Consider the following 20,688-nt stretch of genomic DNA (forward strand, 5'->3'; position numbering starts at 1 on the left):
GAGGGGTAAAATGGCAGAAGATAACCCCAAGATAGTTTTGAACCCTTCTCAAAATAAGATAGGAAGGGTGGAAATAGGACTTGCCTCACCGGAAACAATTTTGAAATGGTCTAAAGGTGAGGTGAAAAAACCGGAAACCATAAATTACAGAACTTTCAAACCTGAATCCGATGGCCTTTTCAGCGAGCAAATCTTCGGACCTGTCAAAGATTACGAGTGCGCTTGTGGAAGGTACAAAGGAAAAAAGTACGAAGGCACAACTTGTGAAAGATGCGGTGTCACGGTTGAATCAAAAACGGCGCGCAGGAGAAGAATGGGACATATCGCGCTGGCCGTGCCGGTGGTTCATATCTGGTATCTAAAAAACATTCCCAATTACATATCCACCTTACTCGATATAGCCCCAAAAGATATAGAGCAGATAATATACTTTGGATCGAGAAGAACTGTCGAAGCGTCTTACATGGTTACAAATCCTAAAAGCACGAACTTTGAGATCGGAGATAAACTTTACATCACTGAATACAACATATACAAAACCAAATTTGAATTCGACGTTGAGAATTCCGTGAGGATAAAGGCTCCCCATGGCCCTGTGAGATCGGAGATAGACGGATTTGTTTCTATAAAGGCCGAAAAGACAAACACCGGCAGGATCATCACATGGGTTAACGTTTCTCAATCCATAAAACCAGAAGATTCTAAAAGCGTTGAATACAACATTTACCGTGGGATGGAATTGGTTGTCAAAGAGGGAGATAAGGTTAAGACCGGAGATATCATAGCAAATGAACTCAAAGTTGAGCCTTTCAAGGCTCCTTTCGATGGAACGTTCGAAATAGACGAGATAACATCGACCATAAAAGTGCTTCCGCTCCCGACATCCAAATTTCAACCGGTAACTTACACACTTCCTTACGGATCAAAAGCAACTGTTCAAAGCAATCAAAAAGTTAAAAAAGGAAGAGTGCTTACCACGGGCACCCATATAGATGCTGTAAGAGCCACAATGGATGGAACGATATTCTACGGGAAAAACCTTTCCGTCGTTCAAAGAGAAGACGGCAAAACCGTTGCAAACTCGAGTGACAAGATAAGCATCGTGGAAAAAGGAGAATTGAAAAGAGTTGAAAGATCATACCCGCTTTTTGAAGGCATCACGCCTTACGTTGAAGACGGACAGGAGATAAAAGCGGGAGATTACGTAGCCGATAGATTCGTTTACGAGGACGAAGATCTGACGGTTAAAGAACTCGAAGTGTTTGAAAAATATTATCCCGGAATGTTTGACAAAGAGTTTGAGATAGAAAACGACAGAACGGTCGTCATGATAACGGACATAGACGAAGCGGTGGCAAGTGAAATAGGCAAAAAGATCGGGGATGTTATCCTTGATAACGAGTACGATGCTTACAAAAACATCTACGAAGATAAAATAACGGCAGATGTCGGAGCCTCTGCGATCAAAAGATTGCTTGAGAAAATAGATCTCGGAGAACTTGAGACCAAACTTGAAGCGGAATTGAAAAATATCCCGGAATCCGCTTCAAACAAAAAAATGAAGATTCTCAAGCGTCTTCATGTGGTAAGAAGTCTTATCGAAAGCGATCAAAGACCTGAATGGATGGTGCTTGACGTGATACCTGTCATTCCGCCGGATCTTAGACCTATGATTCAGATCGATGGAGGTCGTTTTGCCACAACAGATTTGAACGATCTTTACAGAAGAGTCATAAACAGAAATAACAGACTGAAAAAACTGCTTGAATTGAACGCTCCGGATATAATTGTAAGAAATGAAAAGCGTATGCTTCAGGAAGCGGTTGATTCTTTGGTCGCCAACGGAAAACGCGGCAAGTCAGTTATGGATAAATCCAACAGACCTTTGAAATCTTTGACCGATCTGCTTAAAGGGAAAAGAGGCAGATTCAGAAGAAATTTGCTCGGCAAGCGTGTCGATTATTCCGGTCGTGCGGTTATAGTCGTAGGGCCTACTTTGAGGATAGATCAATGCGGTATTCCGAAAAAAATGGCCATGGAATTGTTCAAACCATTTGTGCTTCAGAAACTTGTCAAAAGCGATCCGGACAAGTCGGCAAGAAAATGGGGACGTATGATGATAGAGCGAGAAGTGCCGGAGGCCTGGGAAGTACTTGAAGATGTCATAAAAGGGCATCCAGTTTTGCTCAACAGGGCACCTACTCTTCACAGAGTCAGCATTCAGGCATTTGAACCAAAATTGATAGAAGGGGACGCAATTCAACTTCATCCGCTTGTTTGTCCTCCTTTCAATGCCGATTTTGACGGAGATCAGATGGCAGTCCATATACCACTTTCCGCGGCAGCGCAGGCTGAAGCGAAGTTCCTGATGCTTTCCAAATACAACACCATCAGTCCGGCTCATGGTCAGCCACTTTCGATGCCAGGCAAAGACATCATACTCGGAATGTACTACCTGACCATGAAAAACGATAAACTTCGAAAACCGAAAACCGTTTTTTCGTCCGCGGAAGAAGCGATGCTGGCGTACAACACAGGTTACATAACCTTGCATACGCCGATCGATGTGCTGTTGCAATTTACCAGCTGTGAAAAACTTGTGAAAGACACAACGGTTGGTCGTGTCATATTCAACGATGGATTAGTTGAAGAACTTGTCGATTACACAAAAACTTACGATAAAAAAGAGATAAAAAACATCGTTTCCAAAGCCTTCAAAACTTTTGATATAGATGCAACGGCCGATGTACTTGATAGAATAAAAGATTTCGGATTCAAATATGCGACAATCTCCGGTGTTACGATTTCCGTCAGAGACGTGCTTATATCCGAAAAGAAGCCAGAGATAATAAATAAATCTCAGCAAAAAATAGATAAAGTTGAAGAGGCATTTTCCAACGGTATGATAAATCAACAGCAAAGGTACGAGCAGATCGTCAGAATTTGGGAAGATGCAACCAAAGCGATTCAGGATGTTACTTACGATGAATTGTCCAAAGATATATTCAATCCTGTTTTCATGATGGTCAGATCCGGAGCAAGGGGAAGTATTGACCAGATAAAACAAATAGCAGGTATGAGAGGTCTTATGGCAGATCCATCCGGCAAAACGATAGAAGTTCCGATACTTTCCAATTTCAGAGAAGGTCTAAACGTCATGGAATATTTCATATCCACACACGGTGCTCGAAAAGGATCTGCAGATACGGCTTTAAGAACATCCAATTCCGGTTATCTCACCAGAAGACTTGTCGATGTTGCACAATCGATGACGATAAAAGAAACAGATTGTGGAACCAAAAATGGCGTAGAACTCAAAACCTTGAGAGACGACGATGTCGTGATAGAAAAATTGGAAGATTCTCTCTTTGGTCGCGTGCTTGCCGAAGACGTCGTTAATCCAAAAACAAAAGAGGTCGTTTACGAGCGTGACACGATGATGGAAGAAGACGATGCACATAAGGCCGTCAGCACAATAGAAGAAGTTCAAGTGCACAAAGCCGAAGATGTCAGGATCGATACGATAAACGATCTTAAAGATTATGCCGAAATTGCCGATGATCTTTACGATGATGATAAAGGCACGTCTTCCGGGGTACCATCCAAATTGATCTTCAAAAAAGGTGAACCTTTGAAGAATGTCGTAAACGTGGCCAGAAAGTTGGGCCTTTCCAAGATAAAAGCGGATATCTATCCTTGCGTTGGCGGGGTAACGGTTTCCCCGATACTTTCCAAAAATGGTAAAAAAGAGGTCGCAACGTACGAAGAAAGGGTTACACCAGAATTGGCCAAGAAATTCTTCGAAGAGGATATCGATACGATTACGTTAAGACCTTACATAAAGATAAGATCTCCTATGACTTGCGAACTTTCTAACGGCGTTTGCGAGAAATGTTATGGAATGGACCTTTCAAACCACAGGATCGTCCATGTAGGTGAAGCCGTCGGAATAATAGCGGCACAGTCAATAGGAGAACCCGGTACCCAACTTACCATGAGGACTTTCCATACCGGAGGAATAGCGACAACAGGAGACATAACTCAGGGTCTTCCGAGAGCCGAAGAATTGTTTGAAGCAAGAAAGAAACTAAAGGATGTTTCAGGCATATTCAGCCATGTATCCGGTTACGTCAAACAGATAAGTCAGGAAGAAAACAAAACCGTTAAAATATACATCGAAGATGATGAAGGAAATCTTCATGACTACACGGTTCCTAAGAAAACCCAGATACGCGTAAGGGAAGGACAGCGAATCATAGGTGGTACTCCTTTGACAACCGGAACGATAAGGCCAAGGGATTTACTCGAAAAAGTAGGAACCGAAAGTTCTTTTCAATATTTACTTCGAGAAGTCAAAAGAGTTTATGCTGAACAGGGTGTGGACATCCATGACAAACATTTTGAAGTCATAATAAAACAGATGTTCAACAAAGTCGAAGTCACAGATGCCGGAGATACAAACATACTGCCGGGCACTTTGCTTTCTTTGGAAGAGGCCAAAAAGGTAAACGAAGATATAAGGAAAGAAAATTTAAAAGTCGATGAAAACAGAAAAAAGATCGTCGGAAAAGAACTTGCCTACTCAGTCCTTAGCATAGACGAAGTTGGCAAAGAAATTGCCAAAGCAGGAGAAATTCTGACCGACGCTGTTGTTTCAGATATGGTGAAGGCAGGCGTAAAGGCAGTCGTAACCAAAGATGGAGAAAAACGTGATAGATATATAATAAACACGAAGAACGAGATCGAGTACAAACAAAAACTACTTAGAATAACAACGGCCTCGCTTGAAAGCGAAGGATTTTTAAGTGCAGCGTCGTTCCAGCAGACACCGCAAATACTTGCCGAGGCAGCAGTTGAGGGAAGATCTGACTTTCTCAAAGGGTTAAAAGAGAATGTCATAATAGGCCAACTTATACCATCCGGTACAGGACTTTCAGTATACAACAACATTCAAATCGAAGAACACCCTGCCGCAAAAATATCGAGAGAAGAGATGAAAAAAGAACAGCAGGCGTAAAGATAAATTGGTAAAACCAAAGGGGCATGTATGTGCCCCTTTTTTCATACTCTAATGTCCTTTTTTATACACCATTGGCCATTCGCCGTATTTCGTCGACCCCAGCATTCGCCTCTGTCCGTCATTCCAGTCGAAGAACTGGAATCGCCTTTTGTTTTTGGCTGCTTACTCGTTACCGGTTACGCGTTACCCGTCACTTGTATGCTTTAACATTTTCGAAATTCACCTGTGATTGAGTATAATAATTTGACGGGAGATGATTTCTTGGCAGAAGATATCGGTAAAACCCTTGACTTCATGGTTGATACCGCGGCTGCTCTTATGAGAACGGGTTCTCCTACGACAAGAACGGAAATATGGATATCCAAAATCGGAAATAAATTAGGTTTTGAAGTTGACGTCGCGATAATTTACACGGTCATATACATAACGATAAAAGACTCGAACGGGAATGTCATGACGATGACGAAAAGAACCGGTAATCTCTCAAGTGATTTTGACAAATTCATAAAAATAGATGCACTTGTAAAAAAATTCGTTGATGGAAAGATGAATCTTTCAGATGCGCATTCCCAGTTGAAATTTATCCTCAGCACCGATTTTTCATATCCGATTTTCGTTCAATTAATAGCCGCCGCTCTTGCCTGTGGAGGCTTTGAATACATACTTGTCGGAGGATTGATGAGTGCTCTTGCATCGATGGCGCTGGGGGCCATAGTTTACGCGGCAACGAATTACATCCGTTTACTTGATAACAGATTTTTTCAACAATTCAGTTCAGGCGTGATTATAGCAATAGGATCATGGATATTGATGCCTATTTTCAAAGGGTCCACATTGAACGGGATCATATCCGGCGCGATAATGTTGTTTGTACCCGGTTTACTTATAACCAACGGATTTTCAGAGATATCTCAGGGAAGTGTCATATCCGGGACCATAAAAGAAAGTGAAGCACTCGCACTGTTGGTGGCCCTCGTTTTTGGAATATCAGCAGGCAGTGTCTTTGTTGGAGGCATGAAATTTTGAATTTACTCGTTCAATCACTTATTGCGGGTCTTGCAAGCGGAAGTTTTACGCTGCTTTACAATGCCAGCCCTTTGGATGCGGTACTTGGCGGAAGTATAGGCTTTATAGGGTGGTTGGTCTACTCTTTAACCCTCGGATATGGCATGGTGGCATCGGCTTTACTTGCGGCATTGGTAATTGGATTGGTTGGAAGAATTCTTTCACGTCTGAGGCATATTCCATCTCAACCTTTGATAGTTGGCGGAATAGTGGTTTTGGTACCAGGTTTTATGGCATTCAAAGCCATGAACGCCTTTGTGATCGGCAATTCAACCGAGGGCACAACGATGATGCTTAACGCGTTTTTGGTTGCCGCTTCGATAGGTACAGGCCTGGTGGTTGCCGTTGCGATCACGACGATAATCTTCAGAAAGAAGTAGGAGGTTATGTATGGAAAAAATAACTTTTTTAAGTTACGACGGATTAAAAATAGAAGCAGAAATTTTTGGTAAATCGGATCATGCGGTCATTTTAGCACACGGTAAGATTTTCGATATGCAAAGTTGGGAGGCACTCGCAAAATATCTTGAAGATCAGGGTTTTTCCGCTATCCCCTTTAATTTTCGTGGCTATGGTAATTCACAATCTAAAGATTTTAAGTATGAGTTTGATGTCGTTGGAGCGATAGATTACGCGCTGAAAGATCACAAACGTGTTTCTGTCATCGGGGCAAGCATGGGAGGCGCCGCAACTCTCAGGGCTTTGGAAATCAGCAAACCTGTTGATGGTCTTGTGCTACTTTCACCGGCCGGCTTGCCAAAGAGTTTTTCAGATCTTGAAGGAAAAGCCAAAAAAGCGCTTGTCGTTTTTTCAAAAGGAGATTTTGTCTTTGACACGGCCACCGAGATTTCAAAATCACTTCCGTTTGAGACGGAAACCCTTATTTTCAACGGGAATCTCCATGCTCAAAACCTTTTTAGAGATTCGGAGATTGCTGCCGAACTCAAAAGCAAAATATCGACGTTTTTAAGATCGGTTGAAAGGATTTAAAAATGCAGGTCAAATTCTCTGATTTTTTGAATGCAAAAGTACCGATGCTTGAGGAAATCGTCACCGCTCTTTCTAAGACTTACGGATATGCTTCAATCCTTGGAAGTGATACCCACGGGAAAAGATATTTGGTAACAGATGTTGAGACAAACGTAAGCGATAGCAACTGGAACGAAAGAGGCTTCGTCCTTAGAGTCTTCAATGGGCTTAATTACTCGGAGTTTTCTTTCAACGAAATTAAAAATCCTTCTTACGTAATTGACTTTGTAAACGATGATCTCGTCAAATCGTTCGAAGAGTTTAAAAATCACGGTAAGGTTTTAAAATGCCCTTGCGTGATCGAAGAACCGGTTAAAAGCAGTTTTGAAGGTGAAGTTGAGATTCTTCCTGAAGATGTTGATCCCGGCACAAAAATAGAAAAACTTTTGAAGATGAAAGCGCATGCCCATCAATTGTCAACGAAGATCGTGAATTTTTGGTCTACATACGAAGAGGTGCAGGTAAACAAAGTTTTTGTTTCTTCCAAAAAATTGCTTCGCCAAAGTTACGTATGGTCGCAAGGTTACCTTCAGGCAATTGCCCGGGCTGAAAAGACGAAATACTCGTACGAAGGTTTTTCCGGCATGAAGGGAGTTGAAATACTTGATGAAATGATCCATGGTGTCGATAAAGTCGTTGCAGAAGCCGAAATGTTGCTCGATTCGGAAAAAATCCCTCCTGGAGAATACGACGTGATATGTGCCCCGGATGTCGCCGGAGTTATAGCACACGAAGCATTTGGACACGGCGTGGAGATGGACATGTTTGTAAAAAACAGGGCAAAAGCCGTTTCTTACCTTGGGAAAAAAGTCGCATCCGATCTCGTGACGATGCATGACGGTGCCGCCGCTGCCAAACAGGTTTCTTCATATCTCTTTGATGACGAGGGCACATTCGGATCGGACACGGTCGTCATAGATCATGGCATACTTAAGACCGGGATATCGGATTTGATGTCTGCTTTAAGGCTGGGTACGAAACCAACGGGAAATGGTAAAAGAGAATCTTTCGAAAGAAAGGCCTACTCAAGGATGACAAATACTTTTTTCGCTCGGGGAAATGACAAACTTGAAGATATGATTTCATCTGTCAAGCATGGTTATTTTCTCGAAAAGGTCTCAAGTGGAATGGAAGACCCGAAAAATTGGGGAATCCAATGCTGGATTCTTTACGGCAGAGAGATAAAAGACGGAAAGATAACAAATAAGATATTCTCTCCCATCCTCATGACGGGATACGTTCCGGATTTGCTCAATTCTATTTCGATGATCTCGGATGATCTTGAATTATCGGGAGTCGGAAGTTGCGGCAAGGGTTATAAAGAGTTCGTCAAAGTTTCTTCTGGAGGCCCCTACATAAAAGCCAAAGCGAGGTTAGGATGATGATAGACGAGATAATCAACGATCTTCGACTTCAAAAAGAGATCGATGATTGGAAGATAATAGAGAAAAAAGTCGATGGATCAGAATTGTTTTTTATCAAAGATGCACTCGATATGAACAGATCCAAACAAACTCAAAAATTTTTTGTCACGATATATCATGATTTCGAAGAAAATGGAAAAATGTACAGAGGATCGTCTGAATTTACGATTCATCCCGGTGAAATCGATGTTGAATCTTTGATAAAGGAAAATATCTTTTCATCCAAATTCGTCAAAAACACGCCATATCCACTTGCAACGCCATCAGAGGGAAAAAAGAGGTCTTTTGCAAAGGCCTCGTTATCGAATTCGATCGACGAAGTTGTTTCCTGCATGTACGCTGGGAGGTTAGAAAAGACATGGATAAATTCTTCCGAGATTTTTATGAATCACATTCAAGAAAGAATAGTCAATTCGAAAGGCGTGGATGTGTCAAATGACCTGCTTAGCCTTTACGTCGAATTTGTAACGACCTCTCGTGCCGAAAAAGAAGAAGTCGAACTTTATTGGAACTTTCAATTTTCAAAATTTGACGATGAAATTATAAAAGACAAAATCGCAAATGCCATGAAAACGACAGAAGATAGATCCCGTGCGGTTAAAATTCCAGATATCAGGAATATTCCCGTTATTTTAACCGGAGAATCCGTGAAAGAATTTTTCAAATATCATCTTTACAAAACATCGGCAAGGTATATATACGAGCATCTTTCAAATGCCAAAATCGGTATGGATCTTCAAAACAACGCGAAAAGCGACAGAATAACCATGTGGATAGATCCTTTCCTTGAAAGATCGGCTTATTCCATCGATTACGACGAAGACGGTTTTCCCGTGAAAAAAGTTAAGATCATCGATAATTCTGTCGTTGAAAATATATGGGGCGATATCAGATACGCACATTATCTTGGAATTGAACCGACGGGTCATATGACGAATTTCGTCGTTGAGGCCGGTAAAGTTGGCGAAGACGATCTTCAAAAAGGAGAGTACCTCAAAATTCTCTCTTTTTCAGACTTCGGGTTAGATCCCATGACGGGAGATTTTGGAGGGGAGATAAGACTTGGCTGGTATAGCGATGGTGAAAAGTTGATCCCCGTGACAGGCGGATCGATCTCGGGCAACGTATCTGATGTGGAAGAGATCATACTTTCAAAAGAAACACAGCAGGAGGATAATTTTTTCGGCCCTAAAAGTTTGAAAATCAGCGGGTTGAAAATTTCCGGAAGCAAAGAGTTATAAACGGTAGATAATGCCGGATCTAAAGTTGGCTTGGTATACTAAAAATCTTTTAAAAGTGAAGTACAAAACTCGATTCATGGCGGAGGGTAGGATGCCCTCTCGATGGCCTCCGCAGCGCAGCGAGGACCAGACATCGAGTGAGGCACCTGCCGAAGCCCATACTTCACAATCAAAGTTGAATCGGTATATAATGATATAATTTATTTGTCATAAAAAAATCGAAAGAAGGTAAAACATGAAAGAAAGCATAGCGATACTGGAAGCATGCCAGCAGATAATAGATTTAAAACTTGTTTCAGGCACATGGGGAAATGTATCTATGAGACTTGAAAACGGGAATATACTCATAACCCCAAGTGGCATACCCTATGACGAAATAAGGGAAGAAGACATCGTTTTGTGTGATAGAACGGGAAAGGTCATTGAAGGAAAACTTTTGCCTTCAAGTGAATTGAAAATGCATCTTGCCCTCTACGCCAAGCGTGAAGACGTGAATGCCATAGTTCACACGCACAGCCTTTATGCCTCTGTGGCATCCTCCATCTTCGAAGAAGTGCCGATTCTCGTCGAAGACGTTGCGATGGTTATAGGCGGTACAATAAAGGTTACAGAATACAAATTGCCCGGCACCGAAGAACTTGCAGAAGAAGTTGTGACGGCCATAGGCGATAACAACGCGGTCATAATATCAAATCATGGTCAGGCCGCTGTTGGCCAAACGATGGAAGATGCTATGCTTTCTGCACAGATGTGTGAAAAAGCGGCGCAAATGTACATCGTAGCCGTTCAAACCGGAAAAATGCCGCGCGCGCTTTGTGATAAAGATGTGAAGATGCTTTACGAAAAATACGTTAACTCCTACAAAAAACTAAAGGAGAAAAGATGAGTAAAGTTTTGAAGAACGCATTGATATTGAAAAATGATTTTTCATTCGAAAAGCGAACCCTCTACATCGAAAATGACAGAATAAGCGATTTTGCAATGGGAGAAGTCGAGGACCTCGATGGTATGCTTATCATGCCCGGCCTTGTTAACACACATACACACGCGGGTATGACCCTGTTCAGAGGTATCGCAGAAGATGTGGATCTTAACGACTGGCTTTTCAAATATATCTTTCCGCGAGAAGACAAATTGACGGAAAAAGATGTTTACATTGGGAGCCTTGTTGGATTTATGGAAATGGTCAAACACGGAATAACGACATTTGTCGACATGTATTTTTACGAAGACGCGATATATCAGGCTGCAAAAGATATCGGTATAAGGGGAATCGTGGCGAGAGGCCTCGCGGACACAGATGGAAAAGGGCGAAAGAAACTGCACCTTGCCGAGGAATTCATAAAAAAGCATCGCGACGATGATCTTGTGAAAGGTGGTTTTGGCCCGCATGCACTTTACACGTGTTCGATGGATTACTTTAAAGAGATAATTGAAACTTCGAAAAATTACGATCTGCCGGTTACATTTCATTTGCTTGAATCACCGGATGAAAGGGCCAATTTCAAAAAAGAAAGCGGAATAGAATCTGTTGAATTTCTTGACTCGATAGGGGCATTTGAAAAAAACACCATCATAGCGCATGGAACCGATCTTAACGATGATGAATTGCGTTTGATATCCAAAAGAGGATCGACGCTTTCTTACAATCCTATCTCAAACGCCAAACTCGGAAATGGAATAGCACCTATAAAAGCAGCCGTTGAGTTGGGTGTCAACGTTACACTCGGCACGGATTCGGCCGCTTCAAACAACAGCCTTAACATTTTCAGCGAAATGAAGTTTGGTGCCCTTCTCCAGAGGGCAAAACTTCATGATCCAAAGATATTGAAATTGGAAGAGATAATTAAAATGGCAACATCGAATGCAAAAAAATCTTTACCGTTCGATGTTGGGACCCTTGAAAGCGGCATGCTCGCAGATCTCGTTGTGATAGACCTCAATGACTTTTCCATGGTGCCCAAAGAAAACATGCTTGCCAACATCGTTTATTCACTTGATACCGCTTCCATAAAACGTGTCATGATAGGAGGAAAATGGATCTATGATGGAGAATTTCTCACCGTCGACGGCAAGAAGGTGATAGAAGACTTTGAAAAAGCATACAGCGAGGTTAATTCTCGCCTTTGAATTGATACCGCTGGCTTTGATCTTAAGTTCATGCTTTTTGACGAAGTTCAACATAAGCACGCTTAGATCTTTTGTGCCGGCAGGATATGCCGTCAAATTTTACGAGATAAAAGTGAAACCCGATCAATTCATCGGATACAAATCTTCCAAAATATTGAGAACTGTCTCTGTGACTTACGCCTCCACCGGATCGACCGTTTATCTTAACGCGGCAGAATTCGATAGTTCTTTCGATATGCATGATCTTTGGTATACGTTTGCAAAATCCAAAACAGGCACATGGAATGCCCTTAACAGTAGCCTTTGGTGGTTTTCGGGCACTTTGAAAACATCAAAATATCTCGCCTGGTATTCAAATTACACGATCTTTGTGCTTGAATCAAGCGGAAATGCCGATCTTGAATCCGTAAAAAAGCAGGTCGAAAATTTCATGAATGTTTTCGGGAGCGTGAAAAATTGATTTACAGGGAATTGGCGCCTTACCTTAAAGAAAAATATGGTACAAGGGTTCAAAGAATTTCCATATCCCACTTTAGAACATGTCCAAATCGCGATGGTACCGTTGGCTTTGGCGGATGCACCTTTTGCGAAGAAACAGGTAGTGGTTTTGCCAACAGATTCAGAAATCTTGAAGTTAAAACCCAGATGACGGAAGGAATGAAGATAGCCCGCGGGAAATACAAAGCCACAAAGTTCATGGCATATTTTCAATCTTTCACAAACACATACGGCCCTATTGAAGAACTTGAAAGAGTTTACAACGAAGCGATCATCGACGATGTTGTGGCCCTTGATATTTCAACAAGACCGGATGCTTTTTCGGAAGAGATAGCGCAACTTTTAAAAGAGATATCTTTTAGAAGGAAGGTTGACATATTCGTTGAATTTGGCCTTGAGTCCGTCAATGAAAACACACTTGTGGCCATTAACCGCGGTCATTCCGTCGGAGAATTCATAGATTCGGTTTTAAGGGCTAACAAATACGAATTTGAAACCGTCGCACATGTAATCTTGGATTTCCCTTCCGATACTATAAACGATGAGATCGCGTGCGCAAAGATATTATCGGCGCTTAAAGTGAATGGTGTCAAAATGCACTCACTTTATTTGATTGCCGGTACCAAAATGGGTCAGGATTACATTGAAGGCAAGATAAAACCTTTGGATTCAAAATCATACATTGACAGGGCAGTTGCCTTCCTCTCTCATCTTGATCCTCAAATCGTCATACACAGAATAATATCAACGCCTCCGGAAAATGCGATTTACTCAATCGGACTTTCTTCCGCTCAGGCAAAAAATTCAATAGAAGCAGAAATGATCAAGAATTCAAAATTTCAGGGCAGCGATTTCAATTATCTTGACGGTGGCAGTTGGAGAAAGAAATTTTTCGAAAGGAGCAATTCAAATGGAATACGTTCAGATGGTCAAAGAATCGGTTGAATTTTTGAAATCGAAGGTAAAGGGTAAGCCTCGAATTGCCATAGTGCTTGGTTCGGGACTTTCCGTCATAAAAGAAAGTTTAGATGTCGAGACGAAGATCAAATATTCGGAAATACCGCATTTTCCAGTTTCAACTGCCCCAGGCCATGCGGGTGAAATGATCTTTGGCAGATGGAATGATGTGGACGTTGTGCTTATGAACGGCCGTTTCCACTTTTATGAAGGCTATTCCATGAAAGAAGTTACAATGGCAGTGCGTGCATTTCAACTCATGGGAATCAAGTACTTGTTTCTCACAAATGCTGCCGGCGGACTCAACCACGCGTTTGAACCCGGCCATCCGATGATAATAACGGATCACATAAATTTCATGGGAGATAACCCTTTAATAGGTAAAAATGTCGAAGAATGGGGAGTCAGATTTCCGGACATGTCAGACGCTTACAATTCAAACCTTGCATCAATTGCCGAAGACGTGGCCAAAGAATTACCCGTCGAATATTACAAAGGCGTATACGTTGCGGTTGCAGGTCCGTCCTTTGAGACGCCCGCAGAATTGAAAATGTTCAGATATCTCGGTGCCGATGCCGTTGGCATGTCGACGGTGCCCGAAGTCATCGTGGCAAATCATGCCGGCATCAAAGTGCTTGCGATCTCGGCCATCACAGATCGCGCCATACCGGAAGGTTTAGCCCCTTTGACGGCGGAAGAAGTGTTGAGAGTTGCGGAAAAGACCGGAATACAGATAGCAAGTATTTTTGAAGGCGTTATAAAAGAAATTGGAGACGAACTCAAATGATCGAAGAGACAGTCAGAGTTTTAAAATCGAAAATAGGAGAGGTGGATGTCGCGATTATTTTAGGATCCGGACTTGGAAAACTCGCACATCAGGTTGAAGATCCCATTCGCATTTCTTATTCAGAAATTCCGGGATTTTTAAGATCGACGGCACCGGGCCATGCAGGCGAAATGGTCTACGGCACCGTAAATAAAAAACATGTTTTGCTTATGAACGGACGCTTTCACATGTATGAAGGTTATGCTCCCAAAGATGTCGCCTATCCCGTTGAGGTTATGAAGATGATAGGTGTTAAAAAGTTGTTGGTGACTAACGCGGCGGGAGGCATAAAACTTTCATTTGTTCCGGGTCAACTTGTTTTTATAAAAGATGTGATCAATTTTTCATTCAGAAATCCTTTGATCGGTCCAAACGATGAAAAGATAGGCCCAAGATTTCCAGATATGTCGCAGCCGCTTTCTAACGAATGGATCGAAAAGGCCAACGAGGCACTTTATAAAAACATGAACCAAAAACTGGAAACAGGCACTTACGCTTTGATGTTAGGACCGAGTTATGAAACTCCCGCTGAGATAAAGATGTTAAGGAAGTTGGGCGCGGATATGGTCGGCATGTCGACGGTACCTGAGATAATAAAGGCAAATCATGTTGGGCTGGAAGTCATGGGCATATCTTGTGTTACCAACATGGCTGCAGGCGTGCTCAAGCAGCCGCTCTCCGAAAAAGAAGTGCTTGATGTTGCAAATAGCGTTTCATCCAATTTTATATCCATAGTTAAAATCATAATAGAAAAAACTTGCTGAAGGTGATAGCGTGAGAGCATACGATGTGATACTAAAGAAAAGAGATGGCCATGAACTTTCCAAAGCGGAAATAGCATTCATGGTCGATGGATTCGTCAAAGGTGAGATCCCCGATTACCAGATGGCGGCATTTCTCATGACGATATATTTCAAACACATGAATTCCGAGGAGAGATATAACCTTACCGAGATAATGGCAAGGTCCGGCGACTCTATAGATCTCTCCTTCATCCCGGGCATCAAAGTTGACAAACACTCAACTGGAGGTGTCGGAGACAAAACCACGCTTGTGCTCGCGCCCATGGTTGCTTCGTGCGGGCTGCCGGTTGCAAAGATGTCCGGTCGTGGACTCGGCCATACCGGCGGTACTATCGATAAACTTGAAGCCATTCCTGGTTTTAAAACATCTTTAACGGAAGCGGAATTCAAGAAAAGCGTTAAAGATCATCTTATAGCCGTGGTAGGTCAGACGGCTAATCTGGCGCCAGCCGATAAGAAAATATATGCGCTGCGCGATGTAACGGCCACTGTCGATGAAATATCTTTGATATCTTCGAGCATAATGAGCAAAAAATTGGCTGCCGGCGCAGATGCGATAGTCTTGGACGTCAAAGTTGGATCCGGTGCTTTCATGAAAGACATCGCCTCGGCCACCGATCTTGCGCGTGCGATGGTAGACATAGGTAAAAAGCACGGCAAAGCGATGGTTGCACTTATAACAGATATGGACAAACCTCTCGGTCACACCGTCGGGAATGCCATAGAAGTTGAAGAAGCCATAGAAACCCTTAAAGGCAAAGGCCCTGCGGATCTTGAAGCGCTTTGCATAGAACTCGGTGCTCAAATGCTTAAACTCGGGAAAATAGCCGGAACTTTGGATACAGCAAGAAAGATGCTCGAAGATTCGATTGAAAGCGGAAAAGCGATCGAAAAGATGAAAGAGATGATCGAATCGCAGGGAGGAAATTCAGCCGTTGTCGATGACACCGCGCTGCTTGGCATTTCAAAAAATGCTTTTGAATTGAAAGCGTGGAAAGACGGTTACGTGACGTCTATGAATGCGGAAGGCATAGGCATCGCTTCGATGAAATTGGGAGCGGGAAGAGAAACGAAAGAAGACAAAATAGATCTTTCGGTTGGAATAAGACTCTCAAAGAAGACAGGAGATCCGGTAAAGGCAGGCGAAACGCTTTGCACACTTTATTACAATTCCGAAGAAAAACTGAAGGCGGCGATTGAAGTTGTCAAGGCATCTTACATTTTGTCAGATGTTAAACCGCAAAAAACAAAAATAGTGCACGGTGTCGTTGAATGAATTTGAATTTTGACATTTAACATACAAAAATTTGATATAATTGAAACAGATTGAGACATAACGGTTAACAAAAGAAATATTTATTCGGGCAAATCGATAAAACAACTGGAGGTGTTGACAGGTGATCGCTGTCGAGAAGAAAAGAGTTATCGCATTCATCGGTCATAACGGAAGTGGAAAGACGACTTTGTGCGAATCAATACTTTTCACGAACAAAATAATTGAAAGAATGGGAAGTGTTGATCAGGGAAATACGGTATCGGATTTCGATCCCGTTGAGATCGAGAGAAAGACAAGTGTTAATGCAACCGTGCTTAATTTTGAAAAAGCAGAGTACAGGTATTTCATGATCGACACGCCTGGTTTTTCAGATTTCATAGGCGAGGTTATATCATCTGTGTTTGTTGCGGACAACGTATGTTCGGTCCTCGATTCATCAAGCGGTGTTGAAGTTCAAACGGAGAAAACATGGAGAATAGCGCAGGAATATAACCGGCCATCGATGGTTTTCGTTAACGATATCGATAAAGAATTTTCCAATTTTGATAAAACTGTCGAACAATTCAAAAAACTTTCGAAAAAGCCTGTTGTGATTGTGAACTTTCCTCTCGGCGAAGGTACAAATCTCAAAGGCATCGTTGATGTTGTCGCTCAAAATGCACATCTTTATTCTAACGATAAAGTTTCTGTTTCCGATGTACCGTCCGAATTCAAAGAAAGACTTCAAAAGTACAGAACAGATCTCGTTGAATCCGTCGTTGAACTTGACGAGTCGCTTATGGAAAAATATCTTGCCGATCAGCCCATAGAGGCGGCGGAAATATCGAAAGCACTTTCAAAAGGATACAGAACAGGCGAAATAGTGCCGGTGTTGTGCGGATCGGCTTTGAAAAGAATTGGAATAAACGAATTCATAGAAGGAATCCAAAGTTTTGGGGCTTCTCCGCTTGACAATCCCAAAATGGGAAAATTGGATGTAAAACCGGATTTATCAGGTCCTTTTGCGGCTTTGATATTCAAAGTCGTCGTCGATCCTTTCATAGGTAAACTGACATATGCGAAAGTTTTGCGCGGCCAGATGAAAGGCGGAGACACGATTTACAACGGATCTACCCAGTCAACTGAAAGGGTGAATCACATTTATTTTCCAATGGGTAAAAAACAAAATGAGGTCTCGGATGTCAGCGTGGGGGATATAGTTGCCGTTCCCAAACTGAAAGACAGCAAAGTCGGCGATTTTCTCAGCGATCCGTCAAATCAGTTATCGGTAAAGGGAATTTTCGAATTTCCGGAGCCTATGATCTCAAAATCCGTGAAGGCTAAAAACACGTCGGAAATAGATAAAATAACGAATGGTCTTACGCGACTCGCGGAATCGGATCCAACCTTTCACATGGAATTCAACCCCGAAACCGGAGAGATCGTTATTTCTGGTATAGGTAACGTGCACCTTGAAGTCACGCTTGAGAAATTGAAGAAAAATTTCGGAGTCGAAGCAGAACTCGGAAAGCCAAAAATAGCTTACAGAGAAACGATAGTGAAAAAATCGAATGCGGAGTACAAGCATAAGAAGCAAACCGGCGGACATGGTCAGTACGGTCACGTCAAGATAGAATTAGAACCACTCGAAAGAGGAAAAGGATTTGAGTTTGTCGATAAAATTTTCGGAGGCGCGATACCCAAAAACTTCATTCCATCGGTTGAAAAAGGGATAAGAGAAGGATTAAAAGGTGGCGTACTCGGAGGATATCCCGTTGATGATGTTAGAGTTATCCTTTACGATGGATCTTACCACGAAGTCGATTCTTCCGATATAGCGTTCCAGATAGCGGCAATACAGGCATTCAAAATAGGACTTCAAAATGGAAATCCAACTTTGCTTGAGCCGATAATGAGCGCAGAGATATACGTTCCGGACAAATATGCGGGAGACATCATGGGAGATCTTAACTCGATGCGAGGAAGGATACAGGGCATGGAACCGTCCGAGAATGGCTACCAGGTGATCAGGGCTGAAGTGCCTCTGGCCGAGATACTCGATTTTTCTTCAAAATTAAATTCTATGACAAGCGGTCAGGGGTATTTCACGATGAAATTCTCTCGGTACGAAGAAGTTCCGAGAAACCTGCAAGACAAAATAATTCAAGACAGAAAGGCCGATCTTGAGGCAAACAAATAAGGCAGATTTTACTCTGCCTTTCTGGTGGAGCCGATGGGATTCGAACCCACGGCCTCTTCCTTGCGAAGGAAGCGCGCTCCCAACTGCGCCACGACCCCTTGCTTTAAAGAGTTTAACATATAAGGCCTCTGGCCGTCAAGGATTCAGAAAGTGGCATGGAATTGGTTAAGAGCGACAAAAGAAAGGGGAGATCAAATTGAAAATTCAGTACAAGTCAAGAAATGTTGAACTTAGCGACGCGATGAAAAGTTATTTTGAAAAGAAAGTTGAGAAACTTGAAAGGTTAATAGAAGATCCTGCCGCCGATATCGAAGTTAAATTTGAAAAAGAACGTGAAAGTAACATCGTGGAAGCAACTTTGAAGTTAAGATCCATAATAATAAGGGCAAAAGAGGCGACGACAGATTTTTACGCTTCAATAGATGGTTGCATTGAAATCCTTGAAAAGCGGTTTAAAAGATTCAAAGAAAGATATACCACTCTCAAGAGAGAAAAAGTTCAGCCGGCTCAACCGGAAGTTGAAAAAGAAGAAAAAGTTGTTAAAGTAAAGAAATTTGTACTTTCACCCATAGACGTTAACGAAGCAATTGTGGAGATGGAGATGCTCGGACATGAATTTTTCGTTTTCAGAAACGTCGATGATGGTCAGATAAACGTGCTTTACAAAAGAGAAGATGGAAATTACGGTCTGATAATTCCACAGTAAATGGATTTGTGAAATCTAAAATGTAAGGCAAGTGTCAAATTCTTTCAAAAACAGGCATATAAGATGTTTATACATCTTTAAGAGCAAATAAACAGTGTAATCGTTCATTTGCTCTTATTTTCTTTAGTATTTATCGTTTTTACAGCATTAAAGGATATTTGACAACTTCGATTTTTTGTTGTATATTTAAGCAATACCGATATTGATTCGAATTTAGCAGTAACAACGGACATTTCCGACCACTTGATGAAAGGGGGAAACAAAATGAACAAGAAGGAACTGATCGATAAGGTAGCGGAAGAAACAGGATATCACAAGAAGGAGATCAAAGATGTAGTCGAGAGCGTTCTCGCAACCGTCTCAAAGTCACTTGCCAAAGATGAAAAAGTTCAACTCGTTGGTTTTGGAACTTTTGAAGTCGTCAAAAGGGCAGCGCGCGAGGGCAGAAATCCTCAGACTGGCAAGAAGATAAAGATCTCCGAAAGAAAGGTTCCGAAATTCCGCCCGGGAAAAGCTTTTAAGGAAGAAGTGAAGTGAAAAAACGCGCCACACTGGCGCGTTTTTCTACGGTGAATTGAATGCTGATTCTAATTTTAATATTGATTGTCGGAATTACCTCGCTCATTTCTCTTTTGTGGAACGTTCACGTTTTAAGACATTTTGAAAGAGAAAAAAGAATCGAAGGAAAAATATCGTTGATTATATACATATCTTTAAGCGTTTTTGGAGTTGCGATATCGGTATTTTTGGTATTTGTCATTTTATTTAACGGCGTTTTTTGAACTTTTGATTTAAAATGCTTTACTTTCTTGTCTGTATGTACATGTTTCCGCCACCGTTAAAAGCGTAAAAAGATCTTTGATCTTCTGAAATCGAATAGGGTTTGAAAGATAAAGACGGCTCAAAGGCTATGACGTTTTCTTCCGAGATGAAATTCGTGCCTTCTATCCATTTTTTGTAGATCATGCCAGCGGGGGCAACGAAAACTCCTCCCTTTCCGGTGATCTTGAAAAGAGATTTGTTTTGATCTTCGAAAAAGTCTTTTGAACCTCCCCACTCGCGGTCTATCGACACATCACCGTAGAAGGCGAATATCGAGTCCGATCTGACGTACAAAGATTGGCCTGAAAGTTCTATAAGATATATATCCCCGGATTTTTTGGAAGCAAAGATCATCTCAGACGGATAAACATCGACGTAAAAAAGATAAAGGCCGTGATCGGCATCCTTCCATTTCGTGTTCGTGTCAAGAGAAATCACATAATCCATCTTTGAAATGAACCTGTCTCCTATTTCTATAACTACCCTCAAAACCGGATAGTATGGCTTACCGATTATTTCGTATCTCATAAAAGCACCTTCTCGCGTGAAATCAACACATTATACCATAATGGTGACGGGTAACGCGTAATCAACAAAACAGCACGTAACGGGTGACTGATGCCGCATTTTCAATTTGTAATACTTAATTCATTGAAAAGCAAAACTTAAAGGATATAATGAAATTGAAAATCATTAGCATTTAATATAAGGA

At 41.9% G+C, this 20,688-nt stretch carries 18 protein-coding genes and 1 tRNA gene; 17 read left to right on the plus strand and 2 right to left on the minus strand.

The genetic code is table 11. The annotated features are described in order from the left end of the window. Nucleotides 1-10 precede the first annotated feature (10 nt). From rpoC to fusA, 14 genes are all read left to right on the plus strand, one after another. Nucleotides 11-5,017: a DNA-directed RNA polymerase subunit beta' gene (rpoC, locus tag ACP5NR_RS03875; RefSeq protein WP_428005996.1), complete on the plus strand. Its 5,007-nt coding sequence runs from the start codon at nucleotides 11-13 to the stop codon at nucleotides 5,015-5,017. Between the two features lie 264 nt (nucleotides 5,018-5,281). Then, a complete protein-coding gene (locus tag ACP5NR_RS03880; protein WP_428005102.1) occupies nucleotides 5,282-6,046 on the plus strand; it encodes a threonine/serine ThrE exporter family protein in 765 nt (254 codons plus the stop codon). Further along, a complete protein-coding gene (locus ACP5NR_RS03885) occupies nucleotides 6,043-6,465 on the plus strand; it encodes a threonine/serine exporter family protein (RefSeq protein ID WP_428005101.1) in 423 nt (140 codons plus the stop codon). The genes ACP5NR_RS03880 and ACP5NR_RS03885 overlap by 4 nt, the downstream gene beginning before the upstream one ends. 10 nt (nucleotides 6,466-6,475) lie before the next feature. Then, entirely contained in the window at nucleotides 6,476-7,075 is a 600-nt protein-coding gene (locus ACP5NR_RS03890) for an alpha/beta hydrolase family protein (RefSeq protein WP_428005100.1), read from the plus strand. A gap of 2 nt (nucleotides 7,076-7,077) precedes the next feature. Continuing rightward, the gene (locus tag ACP5NR_RS03895; protein ID WP_428005099.1) at nucleotides 7,078-8,496 is read left to right on the plus strand and encodes a TldD/PmbA family protein; all 1,419 of its coding nucleotides are present in this window, start codon (nucleotides 7,078-7,080) and stop codon (nucleotides 8,494-8,496) included. Then, nucleotides 8,496-9,779: a metallopeptidase TldD-related protein gene (locus ACP5NR_RS03900; RefSeq protein ID WP_428005098.1), complete on the plus strand. Its 1,284-nt coding sequence runs from the start codon at nucleotides 8,496-8,498 to the stop codon at nucleotides 9,777-9,779. Before ACP5NR_RS03895 ends, ACP5NR_RS03900 begins: the two co-directional genes overlap by 1 nt. 235 nt (nucleotides 9,780-10,014) lie before the next feature. Further along, on the plus strand, nucleotides 10,015-10,665 hold the full coding sequence (locus ACP5NR_RS03905) for a class II aldolase/adducin family protein (RefSeq protein WP_428005097.1): 651 nt from the start codon (nucleotides 10,015-10,017) through the stop codon (nucleotides 10,663-10,665). Beyond that, a complete protein-coding gene (locus ACP5NR_RS03910; RefSeq protein ID WP_428005096.1) occupies nucleotides 10,662-11,909 on the plus strand; it encodes an amidohydrolase in 1,248 nt (415 codons plus the stop codon). The genes ACP5NR_RS03905 and ACP5NR_RS03910 overlap by 4 nt, the downstream gene beginning before the upstream one ends. Further along, complete coding sequence (locus tag ACP5NR_RS03915; protein ID WP_428005095.1) at nucleotides 11,872-12,369, plus strand: hypothetical protein; 498 nt, start codon at nucleotides 11,872-11,874, stop codon at nucleotides 12,367-12,369. Before ACP5NR_RS03910 ends, ACP5NR_RS03915 begins: the two co-directional genes overlap by 38 nt. Beyond that, nucleotides 12,366-13,352 (plus strand): TIGR01212 family radical SAM protein, encoded by a 987-nt coding sequence (locus ACP5NR_RS03920; protein WP_428005094.1) that lies wholly within the window; start codon nucleotides 12,366-12,368, stop codon nucleotides 13,350-13,352. Before ACP5NR_RS03915 ends, ACP5NR_RS03920 begins: the two co-directional genes overlap by 4 nt. After that, nucleotides 13,318-14,151 (plus strand): purine-nucleoside phosphorylase, encoded by an 834-nt coding sequence (locus tag ACP5NR_RS03925; protein WP_428005093.1) that lies wholly within the window; start codon nucleotides 13,318-13,320, stop codon nucleotides 14,149-14,151. Before ACP5NR_RS03920 ends, ACP5NR_RS03925 begins: the two co-directional genes overlap by 35 nt. Further along, complete coding sequence (locus ACP5NR_RS03930) at nucleotides 14,148-14,954, plus strand: purine-nucleoside phosphorylase (RefSeq protein ID WP_428005092.1); 807 nt, start codon at nucleotides 14,148-14,150, stop codon at nucleotides 14,952-14,954. The genes ACP5NR_RS03925 and ACP5NR_RS03930 overlap by 4 nt, the downstream gene beginning before the upstream one ends. Nucleotides 14,955-14,964: 10 nt before the next feature. Further along, entirely contained in the window at nucleotides 14,965-16,269 is a 1,305-nt protein-coding gene (locus tag ACP5NR_RS03935; RefSeq protein ID WP_428005091.1) for a pyrimidine-nucleoside phosphorylase, read from the plus strand. 121 nt (nucleotides 16,270-16,390) lie between these two features. After that, on the plus strand, nucleotides 16,391-18,448 hold the full coding sequence (gene fusA / locus ACP5NR_RS03940) for an elongation factor G (protein WP_428005090.1): 2,058 nt from the start codon (nucleotides 16,391-16,393) through the stop codon (nucleotides 18,446-18,448). Nucleotides 18,449-18,470: 22 nt separating this feature from the next. Here fusA and ACP5NR_RS03945 read toward each other — a convergent pair. Further along, nucleotides 18,471-18,546: transfer RNA gene (locus tag ACP5NR_RS03945), tRNA-Ala, on the minus strand. Nucleotides 18,547-18,644: 98 nt separating this feature from the next. Between ACP5NR_RS03945 and hpf the strand changes: the two genes are divergently transcribed. From hpf to ACP5NR_RS03960, 3 genes are all read left to right on the plus strand, one after another. Then, nucleotides 18,645-19,154: a ribosome hibernation-promoting factor, HPF/YfiA family gene (gene hpf / locus ACP5NR_RS03950; protein WP_428005997.1), complete on the plus strand. Its 510-nt coding sequence runs from the start codon at nucleotides 18,645-18,647 to the stop codon at nucleotides 19,152-19,154. 264 nt (nucleotides 19,155-19,418) lie between these two features. After that, a complete protein-coding gene (locus ACP5NR_RS03955; RefSeq protein WP_428005088.1) occupies nucleotides 19,419-19,691 on the plus strand; it encodes an HU family DNA-binding protein in 273 nt (90 codons plus the stop codon). A gap of 41 nt (nucleotides 19,692-19,732) precedes the next feature. Continuing rightward, nucleotides 19,733-19,936 (plus strand): hypothetical protein, encoded by a 204-nt coding sequence (locus ACP5NR_RS03960; protein WP_428005087.1) that lies wholly within the window; start codon nucleotides 19,733-19,735, stop codon nucleotides 19,934-19,936. Between the two features lie 19 nt (nucleotides 19,937-19,955). On the opposite strand, the gene ACP5NR_RS03965 is transcribed toward ACP5NR_RS03960, so the two are convergent. After that, on the minus strand, nucleotides 19,956-20,504 hold the full coding sequence (locus ACP5NR_RS03965) for an AIM24 family protein (protein WP_428005086.1): 549 nt from the start codon (nucleotides 20,502-20,504) through the stop codon (nucleotides 19,956-19,958). Nucleotides 20,505-20,688: the final 184 nt, after the last annotated feature.

This window comes from Athalassotoga sp., assembly GCF_049965695.1.
In the GTDB taxonomy this organism is placed as follows: domain Bacteria; phylum Thermotogota; class Thermotogae; order Mesoaciditogales; family Mesoaciditogaceae; genus Athalassotoga.